The 21,834-nt window shown below is 73.9% G+C and carries 17 protein-coding genes; 7 read left to right on the top strand and 10 right to left on the bottom strand.

What is annotated here, in order from left to right:
- Nucleotides 1–27: 27 nt before the first annotated feature.
- From ACFYUZ_RS22715 to ACFYUZ_RS22700, 4 genes are all read right to left on the bottom strand, one after another.
- Nucleotides 28–1,698 carry a long-chain fatty acid--CoA ligase gene (locus ACFYUZ_RS22715; RefSeq protein WP_389311973.1) on the bottom strand — a complete coding sequence of 557 codons (1,671 nt, stop codon included), beginning with the start codon at nt 1,696–1,698 and terminating at the stop codon, nt 28–30.
- Between the two features lie 38 nt (nt 1,699–1,736).
- On the bottom strand, nt 1,737–2,291 hold the full coding sequence (locus tag ACFYUZ_RS22710) for a hypothetical protein (protein WP_389311971.1): 555 nt from the start codon (nt 2,289–2,291) through the stop codon (nt 1,737–1,739).
- Nucleotides 2,292–2,497: 206 nt separating this feature from the next.
- The gene (locus ACFYUZ_RS22705) at nt 2,498–3,043 is read right to left on the bottom strand and encodes a hypothetical protein (protein WP_389311969.1); all 546 of its coding nucleotides are present in this window, start codon (nt 3,041–3,043) and stop codon (nt 2,498–2,500) included.
- Between the two features lie 145 nt (nt 3,044–3,188).
- Entirely contained in the window at nt 3,189–3,353 is a 165-nt protein-coding gene (locus ACFYUZ_RS22700; protein WP_389311967.1) for a hypothetical protein, read from the bottom strand.
- Between ACFYUZ_RS22700 and ACFYUZ_RS22695 the strand changes: the two genes are divergently transcribed.
- A complete protein-coding gene (locus tag ACFYUZ_RS22695; RefSeq protein ID WP_389311965.1) occupies nt 3,352–4,218 on the top strand; it encodes a GNAT family N-acetyltransferase in 867 nt (288 codons plus the stop codon). The two genes, ACFYUZ_RS22700 and ACFYUZ_RS22695, sit on opposite strands and share 2 nt — an antisense overlap.
- A 20-nt stretch (nt 4,219–4,238) precedes the next feature.
- Here ACFYUZ_RS22695 and ACFYUZ_RS22690 read toward each other — a convergent pair whose 3' ends face one another.
- Entirely contained in the window at nt 4,239–5,573 is a 1,335-nt protein-coding gene (locus ACFYUZ_RS22690; protein ID WP_389311963.1) for a PLP-dependent aminotransferase family protein, read from the bottom strand.
- A 120-nt stretch (nt 5,574–5,693) separates the two neighbouring features.
- Here ACFYUZ_RS22690 and ACFYUZ_RS22685 point away from each other — a divergent pair, with 120 nt between their 5' ends.
- Complete coding sequence (locus ACFYUZ_RS22685; RefSeq protein WP_389311961.1) at nt 5,694–6,455, top strand: enoyl-CoA hydratase-related protein; 762 nt, start codon at nt 5,694–5,696, stop codon at nt 6,453–6,455.
- Nucleotides 6,456–6,483: 28 nt separating this feature from the next.
- On the opposite strand, the gene ACFYUZ_RS22680 is transcribed toward ACFYUZ_RS22685, so the two are convergent.
- The 4 genes from ACFYUZ_RS22680 to ACFYUZ_RS22665 all read right to left on the bottom strand — a co-directional run bounded on the left by ACFYUZ_RS22680 (nt 6,484) and on the right by ACFYUZ_RS22665 (nt 11,416).
- The gene (locus ACFYUZ_RS22680; RefSeq protein ID WP_389311959.1) at nt 6,484–7,941 is read right to left on the bottom strand and encodes a carboxylesterase/lipase family protein; all 1,458 of its coding nucleotides are present in this window, start codon (nt 7,939–7,941) and stop codon (nt 6,484–6,486) included.
- Nucleotides 7,938–8,963 (bottom strand): alpha/beta fold hydrolase, encoded by a 1,026-nt coding sequence (locus ACFYUZ_RS22675; RefSeq protein ID WP_389311957.1) that lies wholly within the window; start codon nt 8,961–8,963, stop codon nt 7,938–7,940. The genes ACFYUZ_RS22680 and ACFYUZ_RS22675 overlap by 4 nt, the downstream gene beginning before the upstream one ends.
- A gap of 30 nt (nt 8,964–8,993) precedes the next feature.
- Nucleotides 8,994–10,292: an esterase/lipase family protein gene (locus ACFYUZ_RS22670; protein ID WP_389311955.1), complete on the bottom strand. Its 1,299-nt coding sequence runs from the start codon at nt 10,290–10,292 to the stop codon at nt 8,994–8,996.
- A 230-nt stretch (nt 10,293–10,522) separates the two neighbouring features.
- Nucleotides 10,523–11,416, bottom strand: a complete 894-nt coding sequence (locus ACFYUZ_RS22665; protein WP_389311953.1) for a TetR/AcrR family transcriptional regulator — start codon at nt 11,414–11,416, stop codon at nt 10,523–10,525.
- Nucleotides 11,417–11,606: 190 nt separating this feature from the next.
- Here ACFYUZ_RS22665 and ACFYUZ_RS22660 point away from each other — a divergent pair, with 190 nt between their 5' ends.
- The 5 genes from ACFYUZ_RS22660 to ACFYUZ_RS22640 are packed head-to-tail and all read left to right on the top strand — an operon-like array spanning nt 11,607 to nt 19,915.
- Nucleotides 11,607–14,261 carry a glycosyltransferase gene (locus ACFYUZ_RS22660; protein WP_389311951.1) on the top strand — a complete coding sequence of 885 codons (2,655 nt, stop codon included), beginning with the start codon at nt 11,607–11,609 and terminating at the stop codon, nt 14,259–14,261.
- Nucleotides 14,258–15,955, top strand: coding sequence for an ArnT family glycosyltransferase (locus ACFYUZ_RS22655; protein WP_389311949.1), 1,698 nt, complete (start codon nt 14,258–14,260; stop codon nt 15,953–15,955). Before ACFYUZ_RS22660 ends, ACFYUZ_RS22655 begins: the two co-directional genes overlap by 4 nt.
- Nucleotides 15,952–17,487, top strand: coding sequence for an alkaline phosphatase family protein (locus tag ACFYUZ_RS22650; protein WP_389311947.1), 1,536 nt, complete (start codon nt 15,952–15,954; stop codon nt 17,485–17,487). The genes ACFYUZ_RS22655 and ACFYUZ_RS22650 overlap by 4 nt, the downstream gene beginning before the upstream one ends.
- Nucleotides 17,484–18,689, top strand: coding sequence for a hypothetical protein (locus ACFYUZ_RS22645; RefSeq protein ID WP_389311945.1), 1,206 nt, complete (start codon nt 17,484–17,486; stop codon nt 18,687–18,689). Before ACFYUZ_RS22650 ends, ACFYUZ_RS22645 begins: the two co-directional genes overlap by 4 nt.
- Nucleotides 18,686–19,915 carry an endo-1,3-alpha-glucanase family glycosylhydrolase gene (locus ACFYUZ_RS22640; protein WP_389311943.1) on the top strand — a complete coding sequence of 410 codons (1,230 nt, stop codon included), beginning with the start codon at nt 18,686–18,688 and terminating at the stop codon, nt 19,913–19,915. Before ACFYUZ_RS22645 ends, ACFYUZ_RS22640 begins: the two co-directional genes overlap by 4 nt.
- On the opposite strand, the gene ACFYUZ_RS22635 is transcribed toward ACFYUZ_RS22640, so the two are convergent.
- Nucleotides 19,857–21,641, bottom strand: a complete 1,785-nt coding sequence (locus ACFYUZ_RS22635) for a fibronectin type III domain-containing protein (protein ID WP_389311941.1) — start codon at nt 21,639–21,641, stop codon at nt 19,857–19,859. The two genes, ACFYUZ_RS22640 and ACFYUZ_RS22635, sit on opposite strands and share 59 nt — an antisense overlap.
- Nucleotides 21,642–21,834: the final 193 nt, after the last annotated feature.

Raw genomic sequence — 21,834 nt, 5'->3', positions numbered from 1 at the left:
GACCGTCCGGGGCGCCGCCTCCTCCGCTCACTCCGCGGGCGGCACCTGCGCGGCGGACCCACCGGACCCACCGGGGGTCCAGACGTCGAGCGCCCCCTCCCCGTACAAGGCTCGCACCGCCCTCTTGTCGTACTTGCCGACGCTGGTCTTGGGCACCGCGTCGACGAAGGACCAGCGCTCGGGGATCCACCAGCGCGCCACCCGTCCGGTCAGGAACTCCCGGAGCTCGTCCCCGCCGACCCCGGTGCCCGGCACCAGGGACACGCAGGCCAGGGGGCGCTCCTCCCAGCGCGGGTCGGGCACGCCGACCACGACGGCCTCGAGCACGGCGGGGTGCTCGATGATCGCGTTCTCGAGCTCGATGGTGGAGATCCACTCGCCGCCGCTCTTGATGCCGTCCTTGAGCCGGTCGCTGACGACCACCCAGCCGCCCGGTTCGATCACTCCGAGGTCGCCGGTGCGCAGCCAGCCGTCGTGGAACTTCTCGGCGGAGTCCTCGGTGTTGAAGTACGATCCGGTGACCCACGGTCCGCGCAGCTCCAGTTCGCCCACCGAGCGGCCGTCCCAGGGCTGTTCGCTGCCGTCCTCCGCGATCAGCCGGGCGTCGACGAAGGGCATGAGGCGGCCGCTCTTGGCCAGCCAGTCGACCTCCTCGTCGTCCGGGGTGCCGTGCGGAGGGACGGCGAAGGTGGCGAGGGGGCTGGTCTCGGTCAGTCCCCAGCCCTGCTTGAGCCGGACCCCGTAGCGTTCGTGGAGCTGCTTGAGCAGGGCGCGCGGCGGGGTCGCGCCGCCGCAGCCGGCGAGGCGTACGGCGCCGAGGTCCAGCGGATGCCGCTCGCCGTGGTGGACCAGGGCGTTCCAGATGGTGCAGATCGCCGCGACGGCGGTGGGCCGCTCCTCGTTGATGATCCGGGCGAGGTCCGGGGTGTGCAGCTGCCGGCCGTTCATGAGGAGGTCGGAGCCGGCCAGCCAGGCGGCGTAGGGCCAGCCCCAGGCGTTGGCGTGGAACATGGGCACGATCGGCAGGACGCGGTCGCCGTCGTGCATCGCGAATCCGGCGCCGGCCGAGACGCCGAGCGTGTGGAGGGTGATCGAGCGGTGGCTGTAGGCCACGCCCTTGGGGTTCCCGGTGGTTCCGGTCGTGTAGCAGAGCGCGGCCGCTTCCCGTTCGTCCAGGTCGGGCCATTCGAAGCCGGGCCGTTCGGCCGCGAGCAGTTCGTCCCAGCGGTGTACGGCAACGTGCGCGGGCAGCTCCACCTCCGGCGCGTCTCCGATGACGACCAGGTGGCGCACGCTGCCCATCCGGTCCCGCAGGGGCGGCAGCATGTCCAGGAGGGTCGCGTCGACGAGGAGGACGGCGTCCTCGGCGTGCTCGACGATGTAGCCCAACTGGTCGGGGTGGAGGCGGAGGTTGAGGGTGTGCAGCACCGCGCCCATGCTCGGTACGGCGAGGTACGCCACCAGGTGCTCGGGGGTGTTCCAGGCCAGCGTGGCGACCCGTTCGCCGAGCTGCACGCCCAGTCGGGAGAGTGCGGCGGCGAGCTGTTCGGCCTGGCGGGCGATGTCGGCGAAGGTCTGTAAGGACCGTGCGGTCGGCCCGTCGGCACATCGGACCACCCGGCTGTCCCCGTAGACGCGTTGTCCGTGCGCGAGGATGTCGCGAACCAGCAGCTCGCGGTCCTGCATCGTGCTCTTCATGGTGCGGCCCCTTGCGAGTGCGCGGTCGGAGACCGGGATCAGCCGAGGTACTGGATGTCTCCCAGCAGGGAGCTGCTGACGTGGTCGTGGTCCAGCAGGTTGACGCGGGCGGTCATCTTGCCGCTGCCGGCCGCGAACTCGTAGTTGCCGGAGCCGCCGATGATCTTGAAGGTGCCGGTCGGGTAGACCATGGTGTCCGACGTCAGCGGGGCGGTGAGCGCGTAGCTGATGTTGAGCCGGTCGCCGTCGGGCTCCGTCATCGTCGCCGTCCCCTTGATGTCGTACTTGCCGGGGATGGTCGCGGTGCACACGACTTCCTTCTGCGCCCAGGTGGCGGTGGTGACCGGCTTGCCGGTGGAGGTCCCCGTCCCGGTCACGTTGTAGCCGTTGCAGCCCACGGTGTCGGGGTGCGTGGTCGCGACCACCGCGAAGTTGCTGGTGATGTCGACGGTGGGAAGGTAGGCCTCGGCGGCGAGGGCCGAGGGGCCGGTCCCGGCGGCGTACGTGACGCCTGCCGTACCGCCGGCGATCAGTACCGTTCCGGCCACCACGCCCGCCATGCGCGCGGACCAGTGACGGGCAGCTCTTGCCATGTTCTCCCCCGAAGTCGTCAGATCTGTCTCAACTGCGCCCGGACAAAGGGCTGTTGGGGACAGCTTCCCCGATCGAGGAGTCTTCCGTCGAGACGTTCGACGCGTGCGTCGCGCACAGGAAAGCGGAACCGGCCCCGCCTGCGGCGAGGCCGGTTCCAGAGGCGGAGGACGCCGACGGGCGTCATCCGCGATCAGCCGACCCTAGGTCAGATCTGCCACCGGAAGCCCATGGATCCGGACAGGTTGGCGGTGACGTGGTCCTTGTCCAGCAGGTTGACCGTGGCGTTCATCTTGCCGCTGCCGACCGCCTCGTCGAAGGCGCCGTCACCACCGGTGATCGTGAAGGTGCCGGACGGGTACACCATGGTGTCCGACGTCAGCGGCGCGCTGAGGTGGTAGGTGAAGTAGAGGTGGGAGCCGTCGGTCTGGGTGACCGTCACCTTGCCGTTGATGTCCCACTGGCCGGGGACCTTCGCGGTACAGGCGTCCTCCGTCTGCGACCAGGTGCCGGTACCGGTGATCCGGTTGCCGGTGACGGTCCCCGACCCGACCACCTTGTAGCCGTTGCAGCCCACGGTGTCCGGGTGCGTGCTCGTGACCACGCCGTACTTCCCGACGGCGTCGAACGGGCTCGGCCCGGGAGGAGGCGTCACGGCGGCGTTCGAGACGCCGGTCGTGCCGCCGACGATCAGTGCCGCTCCGGCCAGCGCACCCGCTATGCGCGCCGATCGACGAAGAGTAGGTGTTGCCATGTCATCCCCCGCACTTGTCGTTACTTGACTAACTCAGGCCTCTTTCCGGCCTGTTGCCGATCAGTTTCCATGATCGAAGGTCGTTCCGTCGAGCCATTCAGGCCAACCGTTTTCACCGGTCGACACCCGGTCCCCCACGGATGCTTCACAGCCGGCGGACGCGCAGCACGCCGGTCCGCATCGGGAGGGTGAACTCGCCGTGGGCGGTCTCCGGCCTGCCCGCCGGGAACGCGCGGATCCGGCCGAGCGGCCGCCGCCCCGCCGGAATCCGGGTGCGGAGCACCCGGCCCGTCGTGTGTGATCGGCGCATGACGATCGTGGTGGGCACCCCGGGGGCCGACGGGCTGGGCGAGGTCGTGGACGTGCTGCGCGCGTGGCAGGACGAGGGGGCGCCGATGCAGCTGCATCCGGGCGACCTGGGATGGTTCTGGCGGTCGGGTCCGGAGGCGACCGCCGGGGCGGTCAGGACGTGGAGCCGGGACGGGCGGATCCTCGCCGTCGGCCTGCTGGACGGCCCCGGGCTGCTGCGGCTGACGATCGCGCCGGACGCCCGGCGGGACGAGGAGCCGGCGCGGCGGCTGGTCGAGGACGTGACCGTGCCGGAGCACGGCGTGCTGCCCGCGGGCAGGGTGAACGTCGAGGCGCCGGCGGACGCGCTCGTCCAGGACCTGCTGGCCGAGGCCGGCTGGGGCCTCGACGAGCCGTGGACGCCGCTGCGCCGCGACCTCGCGGCGCCGGTGCCTGATCCCGGTCTGCGGATCGAGGCGGTCGGGCCGGAGCGGGCGCACGCGTTCACGGCCGTGCTCCGGGCGGCCTTCGACGGATCGGGGTTCACCGCCGGCCGCTGGCACGCGATGGCGGCCGGACTGCCGTACGCCGACGCCCGGTGTCTGCTCGCGTACGACGGGCGGGGCGACGCGGTGGCGGCGGTGACGGTGTGGTCGGCCGGGCCGGGCAGGCCCGGCCTGCTCGAACCGATGGGCGTCCACCGCGACCACCGCCGCCGGGGCCACGGCAGGGCGATCACCCTCGCCGCCGCGGCCGCCCTCCGGGAACTGGGCTCGTCGAGCGCGCTCGTCTGCACGCCGAGCTCCAACGTCGGCGCCGTCGCCGCCTACGAGTCGGCCGGCTTCCGGCCGTGCCCCGAGGTCCGGGACCGGTGCCGGGACGTCTGAGGGGCCGCCGGGCCCGTGGGTCACGGCGGGATCGCCTCGATCGTCTCCCTCAAGCGGCGCAGGGCGCCCCGGAGTTCGTCAGGGGGCGGGGTGGCCAGCGCCAGCCGGAGTGCCCGGGGGCGGTGGGGGCCGGTGGCGAAGGCGTCCGCGGTGGACACGAGGATCCCTTCCTCCGCGAGCACGGCCGCCACGTGGTCGGGTCGCTGATGCGGTTCCAGACCGAGCCAGACCGTGTACGAGGTCGGGTGGGCCGTGACGTCCATGCCGGCCAGTGCCGCGCGGGCGATGCCCTGCCGGGCGGCGGCGTCCGCGCGACGGCTTCCCTCCAGGCGCGTCACCGTGCCGTCGGAGAGCCAGCGGGTGGCGAGCGCGGTGACGATGCCCGGGGACCCCCAGGCCGCCGCGCGAAGGCTCCGGGTGACCCGCTCGACGTGACGGCGGGGCAGGACGGCGAAGCCGAACCGCAGGCCGGTCGCCACGTTCTTCGACAGACCGGCGACATGACAGGTGCGCTCGGGCGCGAGGGCCTGGAGCGGCGGGGGCGGCGACGCGTCGAGGAAGGCGTGGGTGCCGTCCTCGACGATCAGGCAGTCCCGTGACCGGGCGACGGCGACGAGACGGTCGCGCTGCTCCCGGTCGAGGACCCAGCCGAGCGGGTTGTGCACGGTCGGCTGGGCGTAGACCGCGCGGACGGGCCGGTCGCGGCACAGCCGGTCGAGGGCGTCGAGGTCGGGGCCCGTCGGCGTGACCGGGACGGGGACCGTTTCGAGGCTGTGCGCGGCGGCGAGGAGCTTGATGCCCGGGTAACCGAGCGCGTCGACGGCGAGGACGTCGCCGGGCCGGGTGAGCGCGCGCAGGACGACGTCGAGCGCCTGCTGGGCCCCGCCGGTCAGCAGGACGTCCTGCGGCGGGACGTCGATCCCCCGCCCGAGCAGGTACGTGGCCACGACCGCCCGGTCGCGCCCTCGTCCGCCCGGCGGATGCTGGTGGAGCAGCGCCTCGGCGTCCCCCGTCGCCGCCAGCTCGCTCAGGGCCTGCCGCAGCAGCTCCGTCTGCCCCGGGGCCAGGGGCCGGTTGAACGACAGGTCCGCCAGCCGGGGCACCGGCAGCGCGCGTGAGGGTTCGAGCCCGTCGTAACCGGATCGTTCGCGGACGAACGTCCCCCGGCCCGGCTCGCCCACGACCAGGCCCAGGGCGGCGAGTTCGGCGTAGACCCGGGTGGCGGTGGCCAGCGCGATCCGCCGCTCCCGGGCGAGGGCCCGGTGCGTCGGGAGCCGGGAGCCCGCCGGGATCGTGCCGGAGCGGATCGCGGCGGCGAACTCGTCGACGACGGCTTTGTAGGAGGGCGGTCGCATGCGGAGCACCTGCGGGACGGGAAGGGGACGGGAGTTGTATCCAGGACAATAGATGGATCGTCCTGGAGCGTGGCTCCTAGCCTCGGTGCGTCCGTACCCAGGCGAAACGGAGCACCCGGCATGACGATCCGCACCGAGCGGGACGACCACGTCGTCACGATCACCATCGACAGGGAACGCAAGCTCAACGCCCTCGACCGTCCGACGATCGACGCGCTGCTCACCGAGCTGGACCGCGTCGAAGCCGACGACCGCGTCCGGGCCGTCGTCCTGACCGGCGCCGGACACCGGGCGTTCAGCGCGGGGGCGGACATCCCGTCCCTGGCGGACAGCGTCGCGGGCGGCGCCGAGCACGCGCTGCGGGAGGTCGTCCGCCGGGGGCACGCGCTGACCCGGCGGATCGAGGAGCTTCCCAAGCCGGTGATCGTGGCGGTCAACGGACTGGCGTACGGGGGAGGTTGCGAGCTCACCGAGGCCGCTCCGCTCGCGATCGCCGCCGAGCACGCGACCTTCGCCAAGCCCGAGGTCTCCCTCGGGTTCCCGCCGCCCTTCGGCGGAACCCAGCGGCTGCCGCGCCATGTCGGCCGCAAGCGCGGCCTGGAGATGATCCTGACCGGCGACCCGGTCCCGGCCGCCCGGGCCGCCGAGATCGGTCTCGTCAACGGCGTCGTACCCGCCGGCGAACTCCTCGGCGCCGCACGGGACCTGGCCGCTCGCATCACCCGGCACGCCCCGACGGCCGTGGCGGCCTGCCTGCGTGCGGTCACCCGCGGGATCAACCTGCCGATCGACGAGGGCCTCGCCGTCGAGGCGGCCTGCTTCGCCGCCACCGTGCCCACGGAGGGCGTGCGGACGGGCCTGCGGCGCTTCCTCGACCGCTAGGCCGTGTCCGGAGAGTCCCGCCTGGGCGTCACCGCACCCCTTCCCACAGCAGCCGTTCCCGCGCGCGCGGGTCGTCGACCGGGGCGGGCCCGGGCTCGGTGGCGAAGGTCATCGTCGTACGGGTCTCCCCGTCGTACGCCTTCCAGCCGGGGCTGCCCGTCTTCGCGAAGGCGACCCACGCCCCGTGCACGGCGTCCGCCAGGTCCTGGGGCGGGTGGGCGCCGAGCAGCGGGGCATACGACGGGTCGTGGAGGCGGTCGAAGACGAAGGGCAGTTCCAGCGCGTGGCAGGCGCCGAGGCGGCCCTCGAACCGCGGGGAGCGCCAGGCGAACTCGTAGAGGTACGAGCCCGGGACGGCCTCGGCCAGGCGGACGGCCGGGATCCGGTAGAACCAGTCGGTGGCCACGGCGTCGAGGAGTTCGCCCGGCGTGGCGTCCGGGCGGGCGGCCCGGTAGACGGGGAGGGCCTCGTCCGGGTCGAGGCCGTAGGCCGCGGTCATGACGCGGAGCGAGGATTCGGGGAAGACGTGGAGCCGCTCCGTCGGGACCAGGAACAGGCGGTACTCCTCGCGGTTGCTGCCGATCATCAGCTCGACGCCGCAGTCCGGGCCGGGGAGGGCGAGGTCCGGCCGGACCGGCTCGAAGGGCATGACGTTCAGCACCGCCTCGCCCCACCGCGCCGGATCCGGGTCGGCGCTCACCTCGGCGCGCAACGCGGCCTGGGCCGGGAGGAGTTCCTGCAGGGGGACGCCCTCGAAGGCCTCCGCGGTCGGCTCGATCCCCAGCTTCTCCGCGAGGCGGGCCGCGATCAGCCGGGCCGACGACGGGCGCAGGAAGTGGTGACAGGCTCCGCTCTGCAGGATCGCCCGGTGGAAGAGCCCGCGGGCCGTCTCGGTGGTCAGCAGCGCGCCTATGCTCATCGCGCCCGCCGACTCGCCGAAGACGGTCACCCGGTCCGGGTCGCCGCCGAAGGCGGCGATCTCGTCCCGGACCCAGCGGAGCGCGGCGATCTGGTCGAGCAGGCCCCGGTCGTCGGGGCGGCCCGGGAGGCGGAGGAAGCCGTCCGCGCCCAGGCGGTAGTTGAGCGTGACGCAGACGACGCCGTCCCGGGCGAAGGCGCTCCCGTCGTAACCGGACGCCGAGCCCGAGCCGTTGGTGAACGCCCCTCCGTGCAGCCACACCATCACGGGGAGGCCGGCGCCCGGCTCCGGGGCCGGGGTCCAGACGTTGAGGTTCAGGCAGTCGTCCCCCGGGACGGCGTTCTCCGGGATGAGGGCGTCGAAGGGCGGGGCGTAGGGGGCGTGCGGCGCGGTCGGCCCGTGGGCCGTGGCGTCGCGCACCCCCGTCCACGGTTCCGGCGGGGCGGGCGCCCGGAACCGTCGCGCGCCGAAGGGCGCGGCGGCGTACGGGATGCCGAGGAAGCGGGTCACCCCGTCGGGGGAGGTCCGGCCGCGGACCTCCCCGCGCCGGGTGCGGCACACCGTCATGCGGCGAGGACCTCCAGGAGCGCCTTGCCGAACTCCTCGGGGCGTTCGAGGTGGACGGCGTGCCCGGCGTCGGCCACGGCGACCTCCCGCACCGCGCCGCCGGCCGCCGCGTAGCGGTCCAGGACGTGACGCGTCTGCGCCAGCATCGGCTGCGCGGGGGTGCCGTCCCAGCCGGGCACCGCGCCGATCGCGCCCAGGTGCGCCAGGTCGAACATCGAGGTGTCCGAGACGATGACGTCGTCCTCGCCCCGTATCCACAGCACCGGCGGCTTGGGCTCGATCAGGTGCAGGTCGTCGACGCGGAAGTGGGTCGGGGCCATGCAGTTGAGGACGCCGCGCGTCCCGGGCGCGGTGCCGGGCCAGGCGTCGGACGTCGTGCTGTCGCCCGGGTAGTGGTCGTCGCCGAGGCGCGTGGCCAGCATGGACTCGACGTACGCGTCCTCGTCCGCGGTGCGGAACGGCGGCTTGACGTAGCAGGTCGTCAGGACGGAGCGCGGCGAGAGCGGGGAGTCCGCGCCGCGGTCGCCCTCGGCGAGCAGCCGGACGAAGTCCGGGTTGGCCGTGCCGCCGCCCGAGCCCGCCCCGTCCGCGGAGTTGAGGGCTCCGTCCACGCCGTGGGTGCCGCCGAAGCCGTACGGGGAGACGGGGCTGACCAGGGTCGCGGAGCGCACCGCGGCCGGGTGGTCCCGGAGGTACTGCATGACCACGCCGCCGCCCATGGACCAGCCGACCAGGTGGGCCCGGTCGACGCCGAGGGCCGTGAGCAGCTCGGCGAGGTCGTCGGCGTAGTCCCGCAGGCCGCGCGTGGCGTCGACGGGCAGCGGGTCGGTGCCGCCGAAGCCGCGCAGGTCGACGGCGAGGGGGCGGTAGGGGGCCGGCAGCGCGGTCAGGGTGGAGTGCCAGAAGGCGGAGGAGGAGACGTTGCCGTGGACGAAGACGACGGCCTCGCCCTCGGTCCTGGCCTCGGTGATCTGCTGGGTGAGCCGGCCGGTGGTGACACGGCGGGTGCGGAGCGTGGTCATGTCCTTCTGGTCCTTCGGTCCTCGGGTGCTTCAGGAGAGCCAGGTGGCGACCTGGGCGGCGACGGTGCTGTCCCAGCCCAGTTCGAGGTGGTTGGCGCCGGCGACGGTGGCCTTGCCGCCGACGGTGGGGATGCCGGTGGTGTCGAGCGCGCTGGAGACGAAGACGACGCCGTCGCTGGGGCCGCGGTTCTCGTTGAAGATGCCGAGGACGTCGGCGGATCCGCCGGCCAGGAGGTAGGTCGTGACGGAGGCCGGGACTCCGGCGCCGCGCAGGGGGCCGATGAGCGATCCGGCGTCGATGGCGGCCTGGATGCCGCTGCCGGCGGTGTAGAAGCCCTGGCCGCCGTAGTACGTCGTGTACCAGTCCTGGGCGGCGCCGTCGACGCCGTACACGCCGTCCCAGCGGGCCAGCATCTGGCGCTGCCCGGGGTAGTTGTCCTGGCCGCCGGCCGGGGTCATCGAGAACTCGGGGTGCGCGGTGTACAGGCCGTAGCAGGTCATGTGGGAGTGCGGGGAGGGCGCGTTGATCTTTCCGCCGCACTCCGGCCAGACGGAGAAGTCGTGGGCCCAGCCGTGGGCGTACGGGTAGTCGTAGCCGCCGTTCGGGCCGCCTAGGGTGATCAGCCGGCGGACGTCACCGGCGTACGGCCGCCCCCAGCTCGGCTTCAGGGAGGACACGTACGCCCGGGTGGACATCTGGCCCTTGCTCCAGCCGACCAGGTCGACCTTGTCGACTCCCAGCTTCGCCTTGATGACGGCGATCGCGTCCCCGACGATCTGTGCCTGCATGAGGTTGTCGCCCTGCTTGTGAGCGAAGCCGACGGCGAAGACGCGATGGCCGCGCCCGGCGAGGTACTGCATGAGTCCGGTGGACGGGCAGGAGGCGGCGCCGCAGCCGTAGCCGCCCGATTCGCCGGGGTTGGCCCAGGCGCGGTCGGCGGTGTCGTTCGCCCCGTGCACGAGGAGGACGGGGGTGGTGCGGCTGCCGGTGTTCCAGCCGGGGGCCGAGTAGAGCAGGAACCGGCCGGAGGACGGCCGGGAGACGCCGCCGAAGTACGTGACGCGCTTGCCGTCCTGGTCACCGCGGCCGTCCGCCGGATAGCCCTCGGTGCGGAACCCGCTGGTCGTGTCGAGGTAGCGCTCGACACGTTCCCAGCCGTTGGTGACGGTCCCGGCTCCGTAGCTCGCCTCCGGCGTGAGGTACGGGGGCGGCGCGGCGGCGACGGCGGGCGGTCCCAGCAGGGCCGTCGCGACGACCCCCGCCACCGCGAGGACACGGGCCGCGCGCAGTCGCCACCGCCGCCGCCCCGAACTCCGTCCGTCGGCCATGCCCCGGCCTCCCCCGCTCGTGCGCCCTCGGCGCGCCCTCCCGGTGCCCGTCCCGGCATCGGGAGCTGCACACGTTAGGCGTGCGGGGAGTCAGCGGGGCATGGAGCCGGGGCACACAAAGCGAGCGACGAGCATGGCGCCCGACTACACGGCGTCGGGCCGGGTCCGGCTGTCGGCAGAGGGGGGCCGGCCCTCGACGGGCGCGGGCCGGTGGTCATCGGCGGCCCGTTCTATTCGCCGGCGGGCCCGGCCTGCTCTCCGGTGGGCCCGGCCTGCCCGTCGACACGCTCGGCCCGCTCCCCGGCCGGTTCGGCCCGTTCGTCGGCGGGCGGCGGGGCGCCGTCGCGCGCGGGCTCCGCCGCCTGGGACGCACGGGCGGCGGACGCGGCCAGTATGCCGTCGAGCAGTGCGTCGAGGCCGTCCGTCAGCTCCTGGTAGCCCCCCTTCTCGGCCAGGGAGGGGGCGGTCTCGCGCAGCCGGGGGAGCTCGCGGGCCGGCATCAGGTGCAGGCCCAGGCGGAACGCCGGATCGGGCTCGTCGGGGTTCTCGACCATGGCCCGCAGATCGCTGAAGATGTAGCCCAGCACCCACCCGGTGACCGCCCGGTAGGCGGTGACGACGCCCTGCTCGTCGAGCCCGGCGCGGTCCAGTAGCGCCAGCACCTGCTCGTGGGCCTGCAGCACCGCGAGGGGGCGGCGGGCCAGCGGGACGGCCAGCAGACGCGTGGCCAGCAGCGGCACCACGTGCGGGTGGGCGAGGGCGATCCGGTAGAGGGCGCAGGCGCCGCGGAGGAGCTCGGCCCGCCATTCGGGCAGCTCGGCCGCCCGGCCCAGGGGGGCGGGTTCCTCGCGGGCGAGGTCCTCGGCCAGCTCGGTGTAGAGCTGCTCCACCAGCCCGTCCAGGAGCGCGTCCTTGCTGGGGGCGTAGCGGTACAGCGCCATCGCCTCGACGTCGAGCTCGGCGGCGACCCGCCGCATGCTCAGGGCGGACAGGCCCTCGTGGTCCACCACGTCGAGGGCGGCGGCGAGGACGCGTTCACGGCTCAGCCGACGTCGGCCGCGGCGGCGCTCGGTGGGGTGGCCGATGTCCACCTTCCGGCGCTCCGGCTGGGTGCTGCTGGCCATGGCATGCCTCCGGGCTCAGGGTCGCTCCGCGACTGCTCCCGACTATATCCGAATGCCCATTAAGACTTACGTTTACTACGTAAGTGGACATTCGTTGACATCGGGGTGAATACGACGCAATATGTATGTTTAAAACGTAGACGTACAGCGACAGCACAGCTGCCCAGTCCCCCCGCTGGAGGCCGTTGACATGGACGGCAACCTCATCCTCCGCACCGAGTGCGCCGAGCTGAACGACCCGAGCCCGCCGGTCCGGCCCCGCCTGACCCTCGTCATCCCGACGCGCAACGAGCGCGAATCCGTCCCGCTGCTGCTGCGCGCCCTGGAACCGGCCTTCGGGGACCTGCCCGTCGAGGTCCTGTTCGTCGACGACAGCGACGACGACACGCCGGCGACGGCCGCGCGGCACGCCCCGGACTGCCGGCTGCCGGTCCGCATGATCCACCGAGAGGGCGGCGCCCGCGAAGGAGGCCTGGCGGGGGCCGTCCTCGCGGGCGCACGCCATGTCCGGGGCGAATGGGCCCTGGTCATGGACGCCGACCTCCAGCACCCGCCGGAGGCGGCCGCCGCGATCGCCCGCACCGCCCTGGGCCACGGCGTCGACATCGTCGTCGGCACCCGCTACGCGGGATCCGGATCGACCGGCGACGGGCTCGACGGCCCCGTGCGCCGGCTCGTCTCCCGCGGCAGCACGCTGCTCACCAAGGCGGTCTTCCCCCACCGGCTGGCCGGCGTCAGCGACCCCATGAGCGGGCTCTTCGCCTTCCGCACCGCCGCGATCGACATGGACCGGCTCAGCCCCCTCGGCTTCAAGGTGCTGCTCGAACTGCTCGTCCGGCACCCCGGCGCACGCGTCGCCGAGGTCTCCTACCGCTTCGCACCCCGCGCGGCCGGCACCTCCAAGGCCTCGCTGCGCGAGGGCCTGCGGTTCCTGCGCCATCTGGCACGGCTGCGCCGGCCCGCCCCCGCCGCGCACCGCGCCGACGAGGGCCGCCACGCCGTGACCGGCCGCCGCGAGCTCGGCACGACCGCGCGGTTCCTGGCCTTCGGGCTCGTCGGTCTCAGCGGCATCGCCGTCAACACCGCCGCCCTGTGGTTCTTCCACACCGTCGTGGGACTCCAGCAGCTCCTCGGCGCCACGCTCGCCACCCAGGTGTCGTCCCTGTGGAACTGGGCCCTCCTGGAGACGCTGGTCTACCGCGGCGACCGGGAGGGCGGCAGGCGCGGGGCCATCGTCCGCGGCATCGCCTTCCTCGCCCTGAACAACCTGCTGCTGCTCGGCCGGCTGCCTCTCCTCCAGTGGCTCGTCGACTCCGGGATCGGACTGCTCACCGCCAACGTCCTCAGCCTCGTCGTGCTCTTCGTGGCCCGGTTCCTCTTCAGCGACCTGTTCATCTACCGCGGCCGCCGTGACGACGGAGCCCGCCGCGACCCCGTGCGCGTGCTCGTCGCCCCCGGCTCCGTCCCGCCCGGCACCACGGAGCCCTCGCCCTCCACGACCGCCTCCCCCGCCTCCCCCGCCACGACCGCCTCCCCCGCCTCCGGCCCCGCGGCCGCCCCGAGCCACCACCCCAAGCGCCCCAGGTACCTGACCTACCGCTACGACATCGCCGGCACCGTCACCATCGGCTCCCAGATCCACCTGCCCGAGCTGGAGTTCTTCCGCGCCCAGTGGGTGCCGCCCGACTCCTGCGACATCACCGTCCGCGTCGGCGACGTGGGCCGCCGCTTCCCCCGCCACCGCGCGGTCATGACCGAGATCCCCGGCCGCGGCGGACCGCAGCCCACCACCGTGCAGTACGAGGAGCAGCTCGGCCGGCTCGGCGCCAACTTCCGCGTCGACATCGGCGACCCCATCGACGTCCTCGTCAGCCCCCTGCTCGCCCGCTCCCCGCACGTCGTCTACACCAACGTCCTGGAGGCGCTGCTGCGCTTCGTGCTCGTCGCCCGCGGCCGGATGCTGCTGCACTCCGCGACCGTCGAGCTGGGCGGCACCGGCGTGATGCTCTCCGCGCTCACCGACACCGGGAAGACCTCCACCGTCCTGCGGCTGCTGAGCGAGCACGACGGACGGTTCCTGTCCGACGACATGACCGTCGTCGACGCCACCGGCAACGCCCTCTGCTTCCCCAAGCCGCTCACCATCAGCGCGCACACCCTGCACGCCGTGCGCTCCGACGACCTGACCCCCCACGAATGGCGCCGGCTGCAGCGGCAGAGCCGCCTGCACTCCAAGGAGGGCCGCTCCTTCGCCTTCACCCTGGCCCGCCACAACCTGCCCATCATGGGCATCAACGCGGTCACGCAGATCCTCGTGCCCCCGCCGAAGTACGCCGTCGACCGGCTCGTGTCCTGCCGGCTGAGCAGCGCCGTCAAGGTGACCGAACTGTTCGTCATCGAGCGCGGCACGCCCCGCCTGAGCGACCTCGGCCACGACGAGACCGTCGACCGGCTGCTCGCCAACACCGAGGACGCCTACGGCTTCCCGCCGTTCAGGTACTTCGCCCCCGCCATCACCGTCGCCGGACTCGACCACGCCCGGCTGCGCAGCCGCGAGCGGGACGTCCTGTCCGGCTTCCTCTCCGGCGTGCGCACCCGCGTCCTGGCCTCCGACCGCTTCGGCTGGGCCGACGAGATACCACGGCTGCTCGACGCGGACCGGCCGGCGATCAACGGCCGCCCGGCGCCCCTGTCCGACGGGTCCCCGTGGCCGCACTGGATGCCGGAGACACCGGAGAGCGCACCGTCCCTGCCCGTACGCTCCGGCGCCCTGCCCCCGCGTCCCGTCCTCCGGACCGACTCCGGCGCCTCCCGCGAGAGCGACCCCGGAGGGAGGACGCCATGACCCGGCCCGTGTACTCCACGGCGGACACGACGGCCGCCCCCGGCACCGACTCCCGCTCGCGGACCACCGGCGGCCCTCCGGGGGCGGCCGACGCCCAGGCCCGCCAAGACCTCCGCAGCGCCCGGCGGGAGCGCGCCGTCCACTGGGCGCTGCGGAGCGCCCTGCCGCTCACGGCCATCCTCGTCCTGGCCGGCTTCCTGCGGTTCTGGCAGCTCACCGAGACCGGCTTCAACAGCGACGAGGCCGTCTACACCGGCAGCGCCGCCTCCCTCGCCGGCGACCCGGGCATGCAGGCGGTGTTCCCCGTCTTCCGCGCCCACCCCGTGCTGTTCACCGGCCTCCTGTCGCTCTTCCTGCGCGGCGGCACCGACGACTTCACCGCCCGCGCGGTCGCCGCCGCCATCGGCGTGGCGACCGTCGCCGTCACGTATCTGCTGGCCCGGCGGCTCTACGGCCGCGCCGCGGGGCTCGCCGCGGCGCTGCTGCTCGCCGTCATGCCGTACCACGTGGTGGTGACCCGCCAGGTGCTGCTGGACGGGCTGATGACGCTGTGCGCCACGGTGGCGCTGTACTGCGTCGTGCGGTACGTGCAGGGCGGCCTCGACGGCCTGCCCTGGCTGCTCGGGGCCGCGGGGGCGCTGGGAGCGGCCACGCTCTCCAAGGAGACGGCGCTGGTCCTCGTCTGCGGCCTGTACGTCTTCTTCGTGCTCAGCCGTTCGGTGCGGATGCGGTGGCGGCACGCCCTCCTCGCCACCGGTGTCCTCTGCCTCGTCGTGGCCGCCTTCCCGCTCGCGACGTCCCTCGCGGGCCGGGGCTCCACCGGGCAGGACTATCTGCAGTGGCAACTGCTGCGGCGCGCCAACCACTCGATGGGGTTCTACGCCGTCACGGTGCCGCAGGCCGTCGGCTGGGCCGTCCTCGTGGCCGCCGCGGCCGGACTGTTCCTGCTGCGCCGCCGCACGGGCTGGCGCGAGGGCCTGCTGCTGTGCTGGATCGCCACGCCCGTGCTGTTCTTCACCCTGTGGCCCGTCAAGGGCTTCCCCTACCTGCTGCCGATCGCGCCGCCGCTCGCCGTGCTGGCCGGCCGCGCGCTGAGCGCCCTCGCCGAGATCCGGCCGCGGCCCGGCCGGCTCCGGTCCGGCCGGCTGCGGCGCGGCCGTCTGCGGCTGCGGCCCGGTGTGCTGTCCGCCGTCGGCGCCGTCCTCGTCACGCTCGTCGTGGCGGCGTCCCTCGCCCTGTCCTCCGCGACCCGCGTCACCGCCGCTCCGAACGGCTCGTTCCTCGCCGGTTCCGGCGGTCTGCCGGGCGGCCGCGAGGCGGGCCTGTGGGTGCGCGACCACGTGCCCGCCGGGGCGCAGCTGCTCGCCGCCGGCCCCTCGACCGCGAACGTCCTCCAGTTCTACGGGGGCAAGTCCGTCTCGGCGCTGTCGGTGAGCGTCAACCGGCTCCACCGCAACCCGTCCTACACGCCGGTGCCCAACCCCGACCGCTCGCTGCGCGACGGCGAGTTCCAGTACCTCGTCTGGGACTCCTACACCTCCCACCGCGCCCCGTTCTACGGCGAGAAGATCCGGAAGCTGGTCGAGAAGTACCACGGCACCGCCGTCTACAGCTCCGCCCTGCGGGTTCCCACGTCCTCCGCCGACCCGACGCCCACCCCGGCCTTCGTCATCTACCAGGTGCGTGTGCCATGAAGTCGCCGACCGTCCGTCTGCTGGCAGCGCTGGCCGGCGCGGCCCTGCTGCTCGGCCCCACCACGGCCACGGCCGCCACCGACCCCGACCCGGGCTCCGGCACCGCCGCCGAGCACCGCGCGGCCACCCCCGTCCAGCACTTCGTCTACCTGATGCAGGGTCCCCGCACCTTCGACAACTACTTCGGCACGTATCCCGGAGCCGACGGGATCCCCGCCGACGCCTGCCAGCCGCGCACCGCCGACGGCCCCGCCGCCGACTGCGTGCGTCCGTACGCCCTGCACGACAAGGCCCCCGGCCCGCTCTCCCCCAGCCGGAGCATCGTCGCCGCGCAGGTGAACGGGGGGCGCATGGACGGCTTCGTGTCCGCGTACACCCGCCAGGGCCGGGACGGCACGCCCGTCATGGGCCACTACGACGCCCGGGACCTGTCCTTCTCCTGGGCCGCCGCCGACCGCTACGTGCTCTTCGACAGGTTCTTCTCCGCCGTCCCGTACGGCGCCGCCGCCGAACGCTCCTACTGGGTCTCGGGGTCCGCCCCGGCGGCGGGCGACCGCCCCACCGTCTTCGACCGGCTCCAGCAGGCGGGGGTCAGCTGGAAGTTCTACGTCCAGGACTACCGGCCCGGCGAGAACGTCCGGACGCCCGGCTCCACCCAGCAGGCGCGCGTCCCGCTCCTCAACTACGCCCGCTTCATCGACGACCCCGCCCTCGCCTCCCACATCGTGGACCTGGACCAGTACTACCGCGACCTCGAGAACGGCACCCTGCCGTCGGTGGCGTACATCTCCAGTTCGGGCGCGTCCGAGACCTCCGCGCGGTCCGTCCCGGCCGGCCAGAAGCTCATCCGCTCGCTGGCCACCCAGCTCGCCCTCAGCCGCTACTGGGACAGCTCGGCGCTGCTGTGGAGCTACGACGGCTCCGGCGGCTGGTACGACCACGTGGCCCCGCCGACCGCCGCGGACGGTCCGCGCGGCCTGCGCGTACCGGCCGTCCTGATCAGCCCCTACGCGCCGGCCGGACGCGTCGACCACCAGGTGCTCGACTCCTCGTCGGCGCTGCGCTTCATCGAGGACAACTGGAACCTGGAGCCGCTCGGCGGGCGGGTCGCCTCCGCCACCGGCCTCGCCGCCGCCTTCGACTTCTCCGCCGCTCCGCGGCCCCCCGAGGTGCTCGCCGTCCCCAACGCCCGGCCCGCCGTGCAGCCGGTGAACGCGGCCCTCGTGTACGGGGTCTACGGCGGGGCGCTCGGCGCGGCCGCGCTGCTCGTCGCCGCCGGCGCCCTGGTCGCCGCCCGCAGGCGCTCCGCCGTCCAGCCGGCTCCGGCAGGACCGTCGGGACCGTCGGGACCGGAACCGGGACCGGGACCGGGACCGGCGGTACCGTCGGAAGCGGCAGGACCATCGGGACCGGCAGGGCCCTCAGAACCGACAGGACCGGCAGGACCGACAGGACCGGCAGGACCGACAGGACCCTCAGGCACAGCAGGACCCTCAGGGCCGCCCCGCGCGCCGGAAGGGAGCCCACAGTGAACCACCGTGCCGCCCGCCGACACGCCGCCTCCCTCCTCGCCCTGCTCGCGGCCGTGCTGCTCGCCCTGGCCGGCCCGGCGGCCGTCCAGGGCCACGCCTCCGCAGGGAGCGCCCTCCCGGACGCCGCCGCGCCGCCCGTCACCGTCACCTTCCGCACGGTCCCGGCGGTACCCGGCGTCCGGCTGGTCTTCGCCGGCGCCGCGCTCGTCACGGGCGCGGACGGCACCGCCTCGTACACCGGCGCCCGTACCTCGGCACCCCAGTCGCTGCGGCTGCTCGACACCTCCGTCGACACCCCGGACGCCCGCTACCGCTTCACCCGCTGGGCCGGTCAGCGCGACCCGGACCAGACGTTCCGGCCCCGTGTCGACGGGCTGCCGCTGCGCGCCGACTACACCGTCACGGCCGGGTTCACCGTGCAGTACCCGGTGACCGTCTCCTTCACCGACCAGCACGGCGCGCCCCTGGACCGGTCCCTGGTCTCCTCGGTGAAGGTCAGGGGCTCCGACACCCGCGTCACCGACCTGTCCGTGACCGGCACCACGTGGCTGGACGGCGTCCAGCCCGTCTTCCGCGACAGCCGTCTGACGCCCGTCCCGGTCGACTACACCCTGCGCAGCCTCGTCTACGACGGCGCCGAGGTCGCCGACGCCGGACGGCAGGGCTTCCGGCCGGGCACCGACCGGCATCTGACGTTCACCGGCAACTTCCACGACCTGACCGTGACCGCCCACGACGCGCTGTTCGGCTCCGCGACCGGCGACGAGGCCACCGTGACGGGTCCCGGCGCCAAGGTCCGGGCCGTGGCGCTCGGGCCGGACCACACCGCCGTCCTGGCCCATCTGCCCCGCGGCCGGTACACCGTCGAGGTCAAGGCCTCCGGTGGCAGCACGAGCCCGCGCGAGATCCAGCTGTCCCAGAACGTCACGGCGGACGTGACGGTGGTCAGCCGGGCCGACGTGTTCGTCCTCGGCGGTGCCGCACTGCTGCTGATCGGGCTGCCGGTCGCGGTCCGGCTGGGGCTCCGGCGGCGGGCCCGCCGCACCGCCGCGGGCCCCCCGCCCGACGCCGGAGCCCGGCACGGGCCCGCCGAGCCGCGTGAGCCCGGGACACCGGAGGAGGGCGCGCCGGCACGCCGGCCCGAGCAGCCGGGGGAGGCAGGGGAGGCGTCCGCGCCCTCACGGCCCGGAGCGGCTCGATGAGACTCTTCTGGGCGCTCCTCGCCGTGCTCGCCCTGTGTCTGCCGGGCAGCGGTACGGGGCCGGTCGGAGCCCGGCCCGCCGACGGGCCCTCCGACGACGCGTCCCGTCCACCGCTGCTCGCCTACTACTACCAGTGGTTCAACCCCGGCTCCTGGCAGCGGGCCAAGACCGACCTGCCGCTCGCCGGGGCCTACTCCAGCGACGACGCGCGGGTGATCGACCGCCAGATCACCGAGGCGAAGGCCGCCGGCATCGACGGGTTCATCGTCGGGTGGAAGCACGGCACCGTGAACGACCGGCGCCTTGCCAAGCTCGTCGCCGCCGCCGAGGCCAGGGACTTCAAGCTCGCCATGATCTACCAGAGCCTGGACTTCTACCGCCGCCCGCTGCCCGTCGCGCAGGTCGCCGCCGACTTCGACCGCTTCCGCGACCAGTTCGCCGACAGCCCCGCCATGCTGCGCGTCGACGGTCGTCCGCTGACCGTGTGGAGCGGCACCTGGAGCTACTCGCACGACGACGTCGCCCGCGTGACCTCCGCCGTCCGCGGCGAACTGCTGGTCCTGGCCAGCGAGAAGAACGTCGACGGCTACCGGAGGATCGCCGACGTCACCGACGGGGACGCCTACTACTGGTCCTCCCCCGACCCCGAGACCACCCCCGGCTACGCCGACAAGCTCGCGGACATGGCGCGGGCCGTGCACGCCGACCACAAGATCTGGCTGGCCCCCTGCGCACCCGGCTTCGACGCCCGGCTCGTGGGGGGCACCAAGCCCGTCCCCCGCCGGAACGGCGCGACCCTGGCGGCCGAGTACTCGGCCGCGCTCCGCTCCTCACCGGACGCCATCGGGCTGATCAGCTGGAACGAGTTCTCCGAGAACACCCATGTCGAGCCCTCCCGCGACCACGGCGACCACTACCTCCAGGTGCTGCGCGACCTGCGCGGCGTCCCCGCGACCGTCCCGTCCGACGACGGCACCGCCCTGTCCCGGAACGGCCACCGCCGGTCCGTCCCCGAGTCGGGCACCCTCCCCGGCCTCTGGGCGTTCGTCGGCCTGGTCGCCCCCATGCTGCTGGTCACCCCGCTCGCGGTGCGCCGCCTGCGCGCGGGACGGCCCGGGCCCGCCCCGGCCGGGCGGACCCGGGCCGGTACGGGCCCGGAGCGGGCGGTCAGCAGGTCACCGGGACCGAGCTCCCGGCGGTGTTCCCGGCCAGATCGCGCGCCCTGACCTCGTAGGTGTAGGAGGCCGGGCACACGGCCGTCTTGTCGCTGAAGGTGCGCAGCTCCTGGGGGACCGTGGCCAGGTACGTGCCGTCGCGGTACACGTCGTACGACGCGATCTGCCGGTCGTCGGTGGCCGCGCCCCACGTCAGCTTCATGGTGGTGGAGCCGGAGCGGGTCACGGTCAGCGAGGGCGGCGGGGACGGCGCGGTGCCGTCGGCGGAGAAGTCGTAGGTCTGCGCGTCGAACGTGTTGCCGAGGGAGTCCGTCGGCGTCACCGTCAGCGTCGAGCCGTTGACCGACACCAGCAGGAAGTGGTGGACGTTGGCGTCGGAGGCGGGGACCGGCGTGGAGGAGGGGCAGCGCCTGCCGACGTTGGAGCTGTAGGACCAGCCGATGGCGTAGGCGTCCGTCGGGTCGCAGCCGCGGCCGCCGACCGAGGTGAGCTTGGCGCCGCCGCCGCCGGTGGTGTAGCTCGGCACGCCGCCGGGCGGGGCCACGTTGCGCTGGTAGATGTGGGCGTGGCCGTTGAAGACCAGGTTCACGCCGTTGTCGTGCAGCAGCTGTTCCAGGGTGTCGGTGCTGCCCGGGTTGTTCTTCAGGTACTCGTCGTCGGGCTCGGTCGGGTCGTCGGAGCGCAGGGGGAAGTGGAAGGCGGCCACCTTGACGCCGCCCGGGTGCGCGGCCAGGTCCTGCTGGAGCCACTGGTACTCGGCCGAGGTGGGCTGCCAGTGGGCGGCCGCGTCCACCTGGTAGACGGCGCAGTTGTCGGTGCCGTTGCAGTTGTTCCCGTCGGCGGTGCCGACGTTGCTGTCGCTCCAGGACGCGTCGAGCACGTAGAACCGCACGCCGCCGCTGGTGAAGGCGTAGTACGTCGTCGGGTAGCTCGCCGGGTTGCTGCCGAAGAACGACGGGTAGCTCACCTGGGAGTAGACGCCGTTCGAGGCGGCGGTGACCGCGCTCTCCGGCCAGGTCAGCAGGAGGGTGGAGGTGCGGCCGTGGTTGCCGTTGAGGGCGAACATCGGGATGCGCTGGCCGGGCGCCGCGTAGTACTCCGGGGCGAAGACGGCGCTGATGTTGACCCCGGACTGCTGGAGGTCGCCGTAGTTGGTCGGGCTGCCGCTGGGATAGGCCACGTCGCCGGTGGAGAGCGTGAAGCGGGCGCCGCTCGCGGCCAGCTGGGACAGCACGTTGGCCTGGTCCTGGTTGACCGCGCCGCTGTTGACGCCGTTGCTGGTGGTGTCGCCCCAGTCGCCGAGCACGGCGAACGTGAAGGGTGCCGACGAGCCGCCCGGCACCATCGTGGTGAACGAGGGCGAGGGGTTGGTGCCGAGCAGGTCGATGGGCGTGGCGTCCCCGGTGAAGACCCGGTAGCAGTACGGGGTGTCGGGGCTGAGGTTCGGCACGGTCACCGAGTTGCTGTACTCGGTGACGCCGTTGACGGTCATGGTGGTGCCGAGCGTGGCGGCGGTGGCCGTGTTGGCCGTGCAGTTGCCGAGCGGGCCGTACCTCACGGTCTGCCGGCTGCGGGTGGTGGTCGCCCACGTCACCCGGACGGAGGTGGGCGTCAGATCCGTGAGGTAGGGGGCCCGGGTGAGCACCGGGGAGGCGCCGGGCAGGTCTGCGTGGGCGGCGGTGGGCGCACCGAGGGCCGCCGACAGGGCGCCGAGCGTCACGGCGGCGCCGGCGAGGCGGAGGCCTCGGCGTCGTCCGGCGGATGCGAGCACAGGCATGACACGGGTCCTTTCAGCCTCCGCTGCGGCCGGTCGAGGGCATCGGCCAGGAGGCGGGGGGCGGAGGCACCCTCGGGAACGTACGGGCGGCCGGGGGGCCGGGAGGACCGGCGCGGCCGAACCGCACTCTCCGAGCCGCCGCATTCACTCGGTCGAGGTCCACGACGTGGGCCGGTCGGGCGAGAAGGCGTGT

Origin of the sequence: Streptomyces sp. NPDC004266 (assembly GCF_042874095.1) — a bacterium.
Classification (GTDB): Bacteria; Actinomycetota; Actinomycetes; order Streptomycetales; family Streptomycetaceae; genus Streptomyces.
This window is presented reverse-complemented; position numbering and strand designations above follow the sequence as displayed.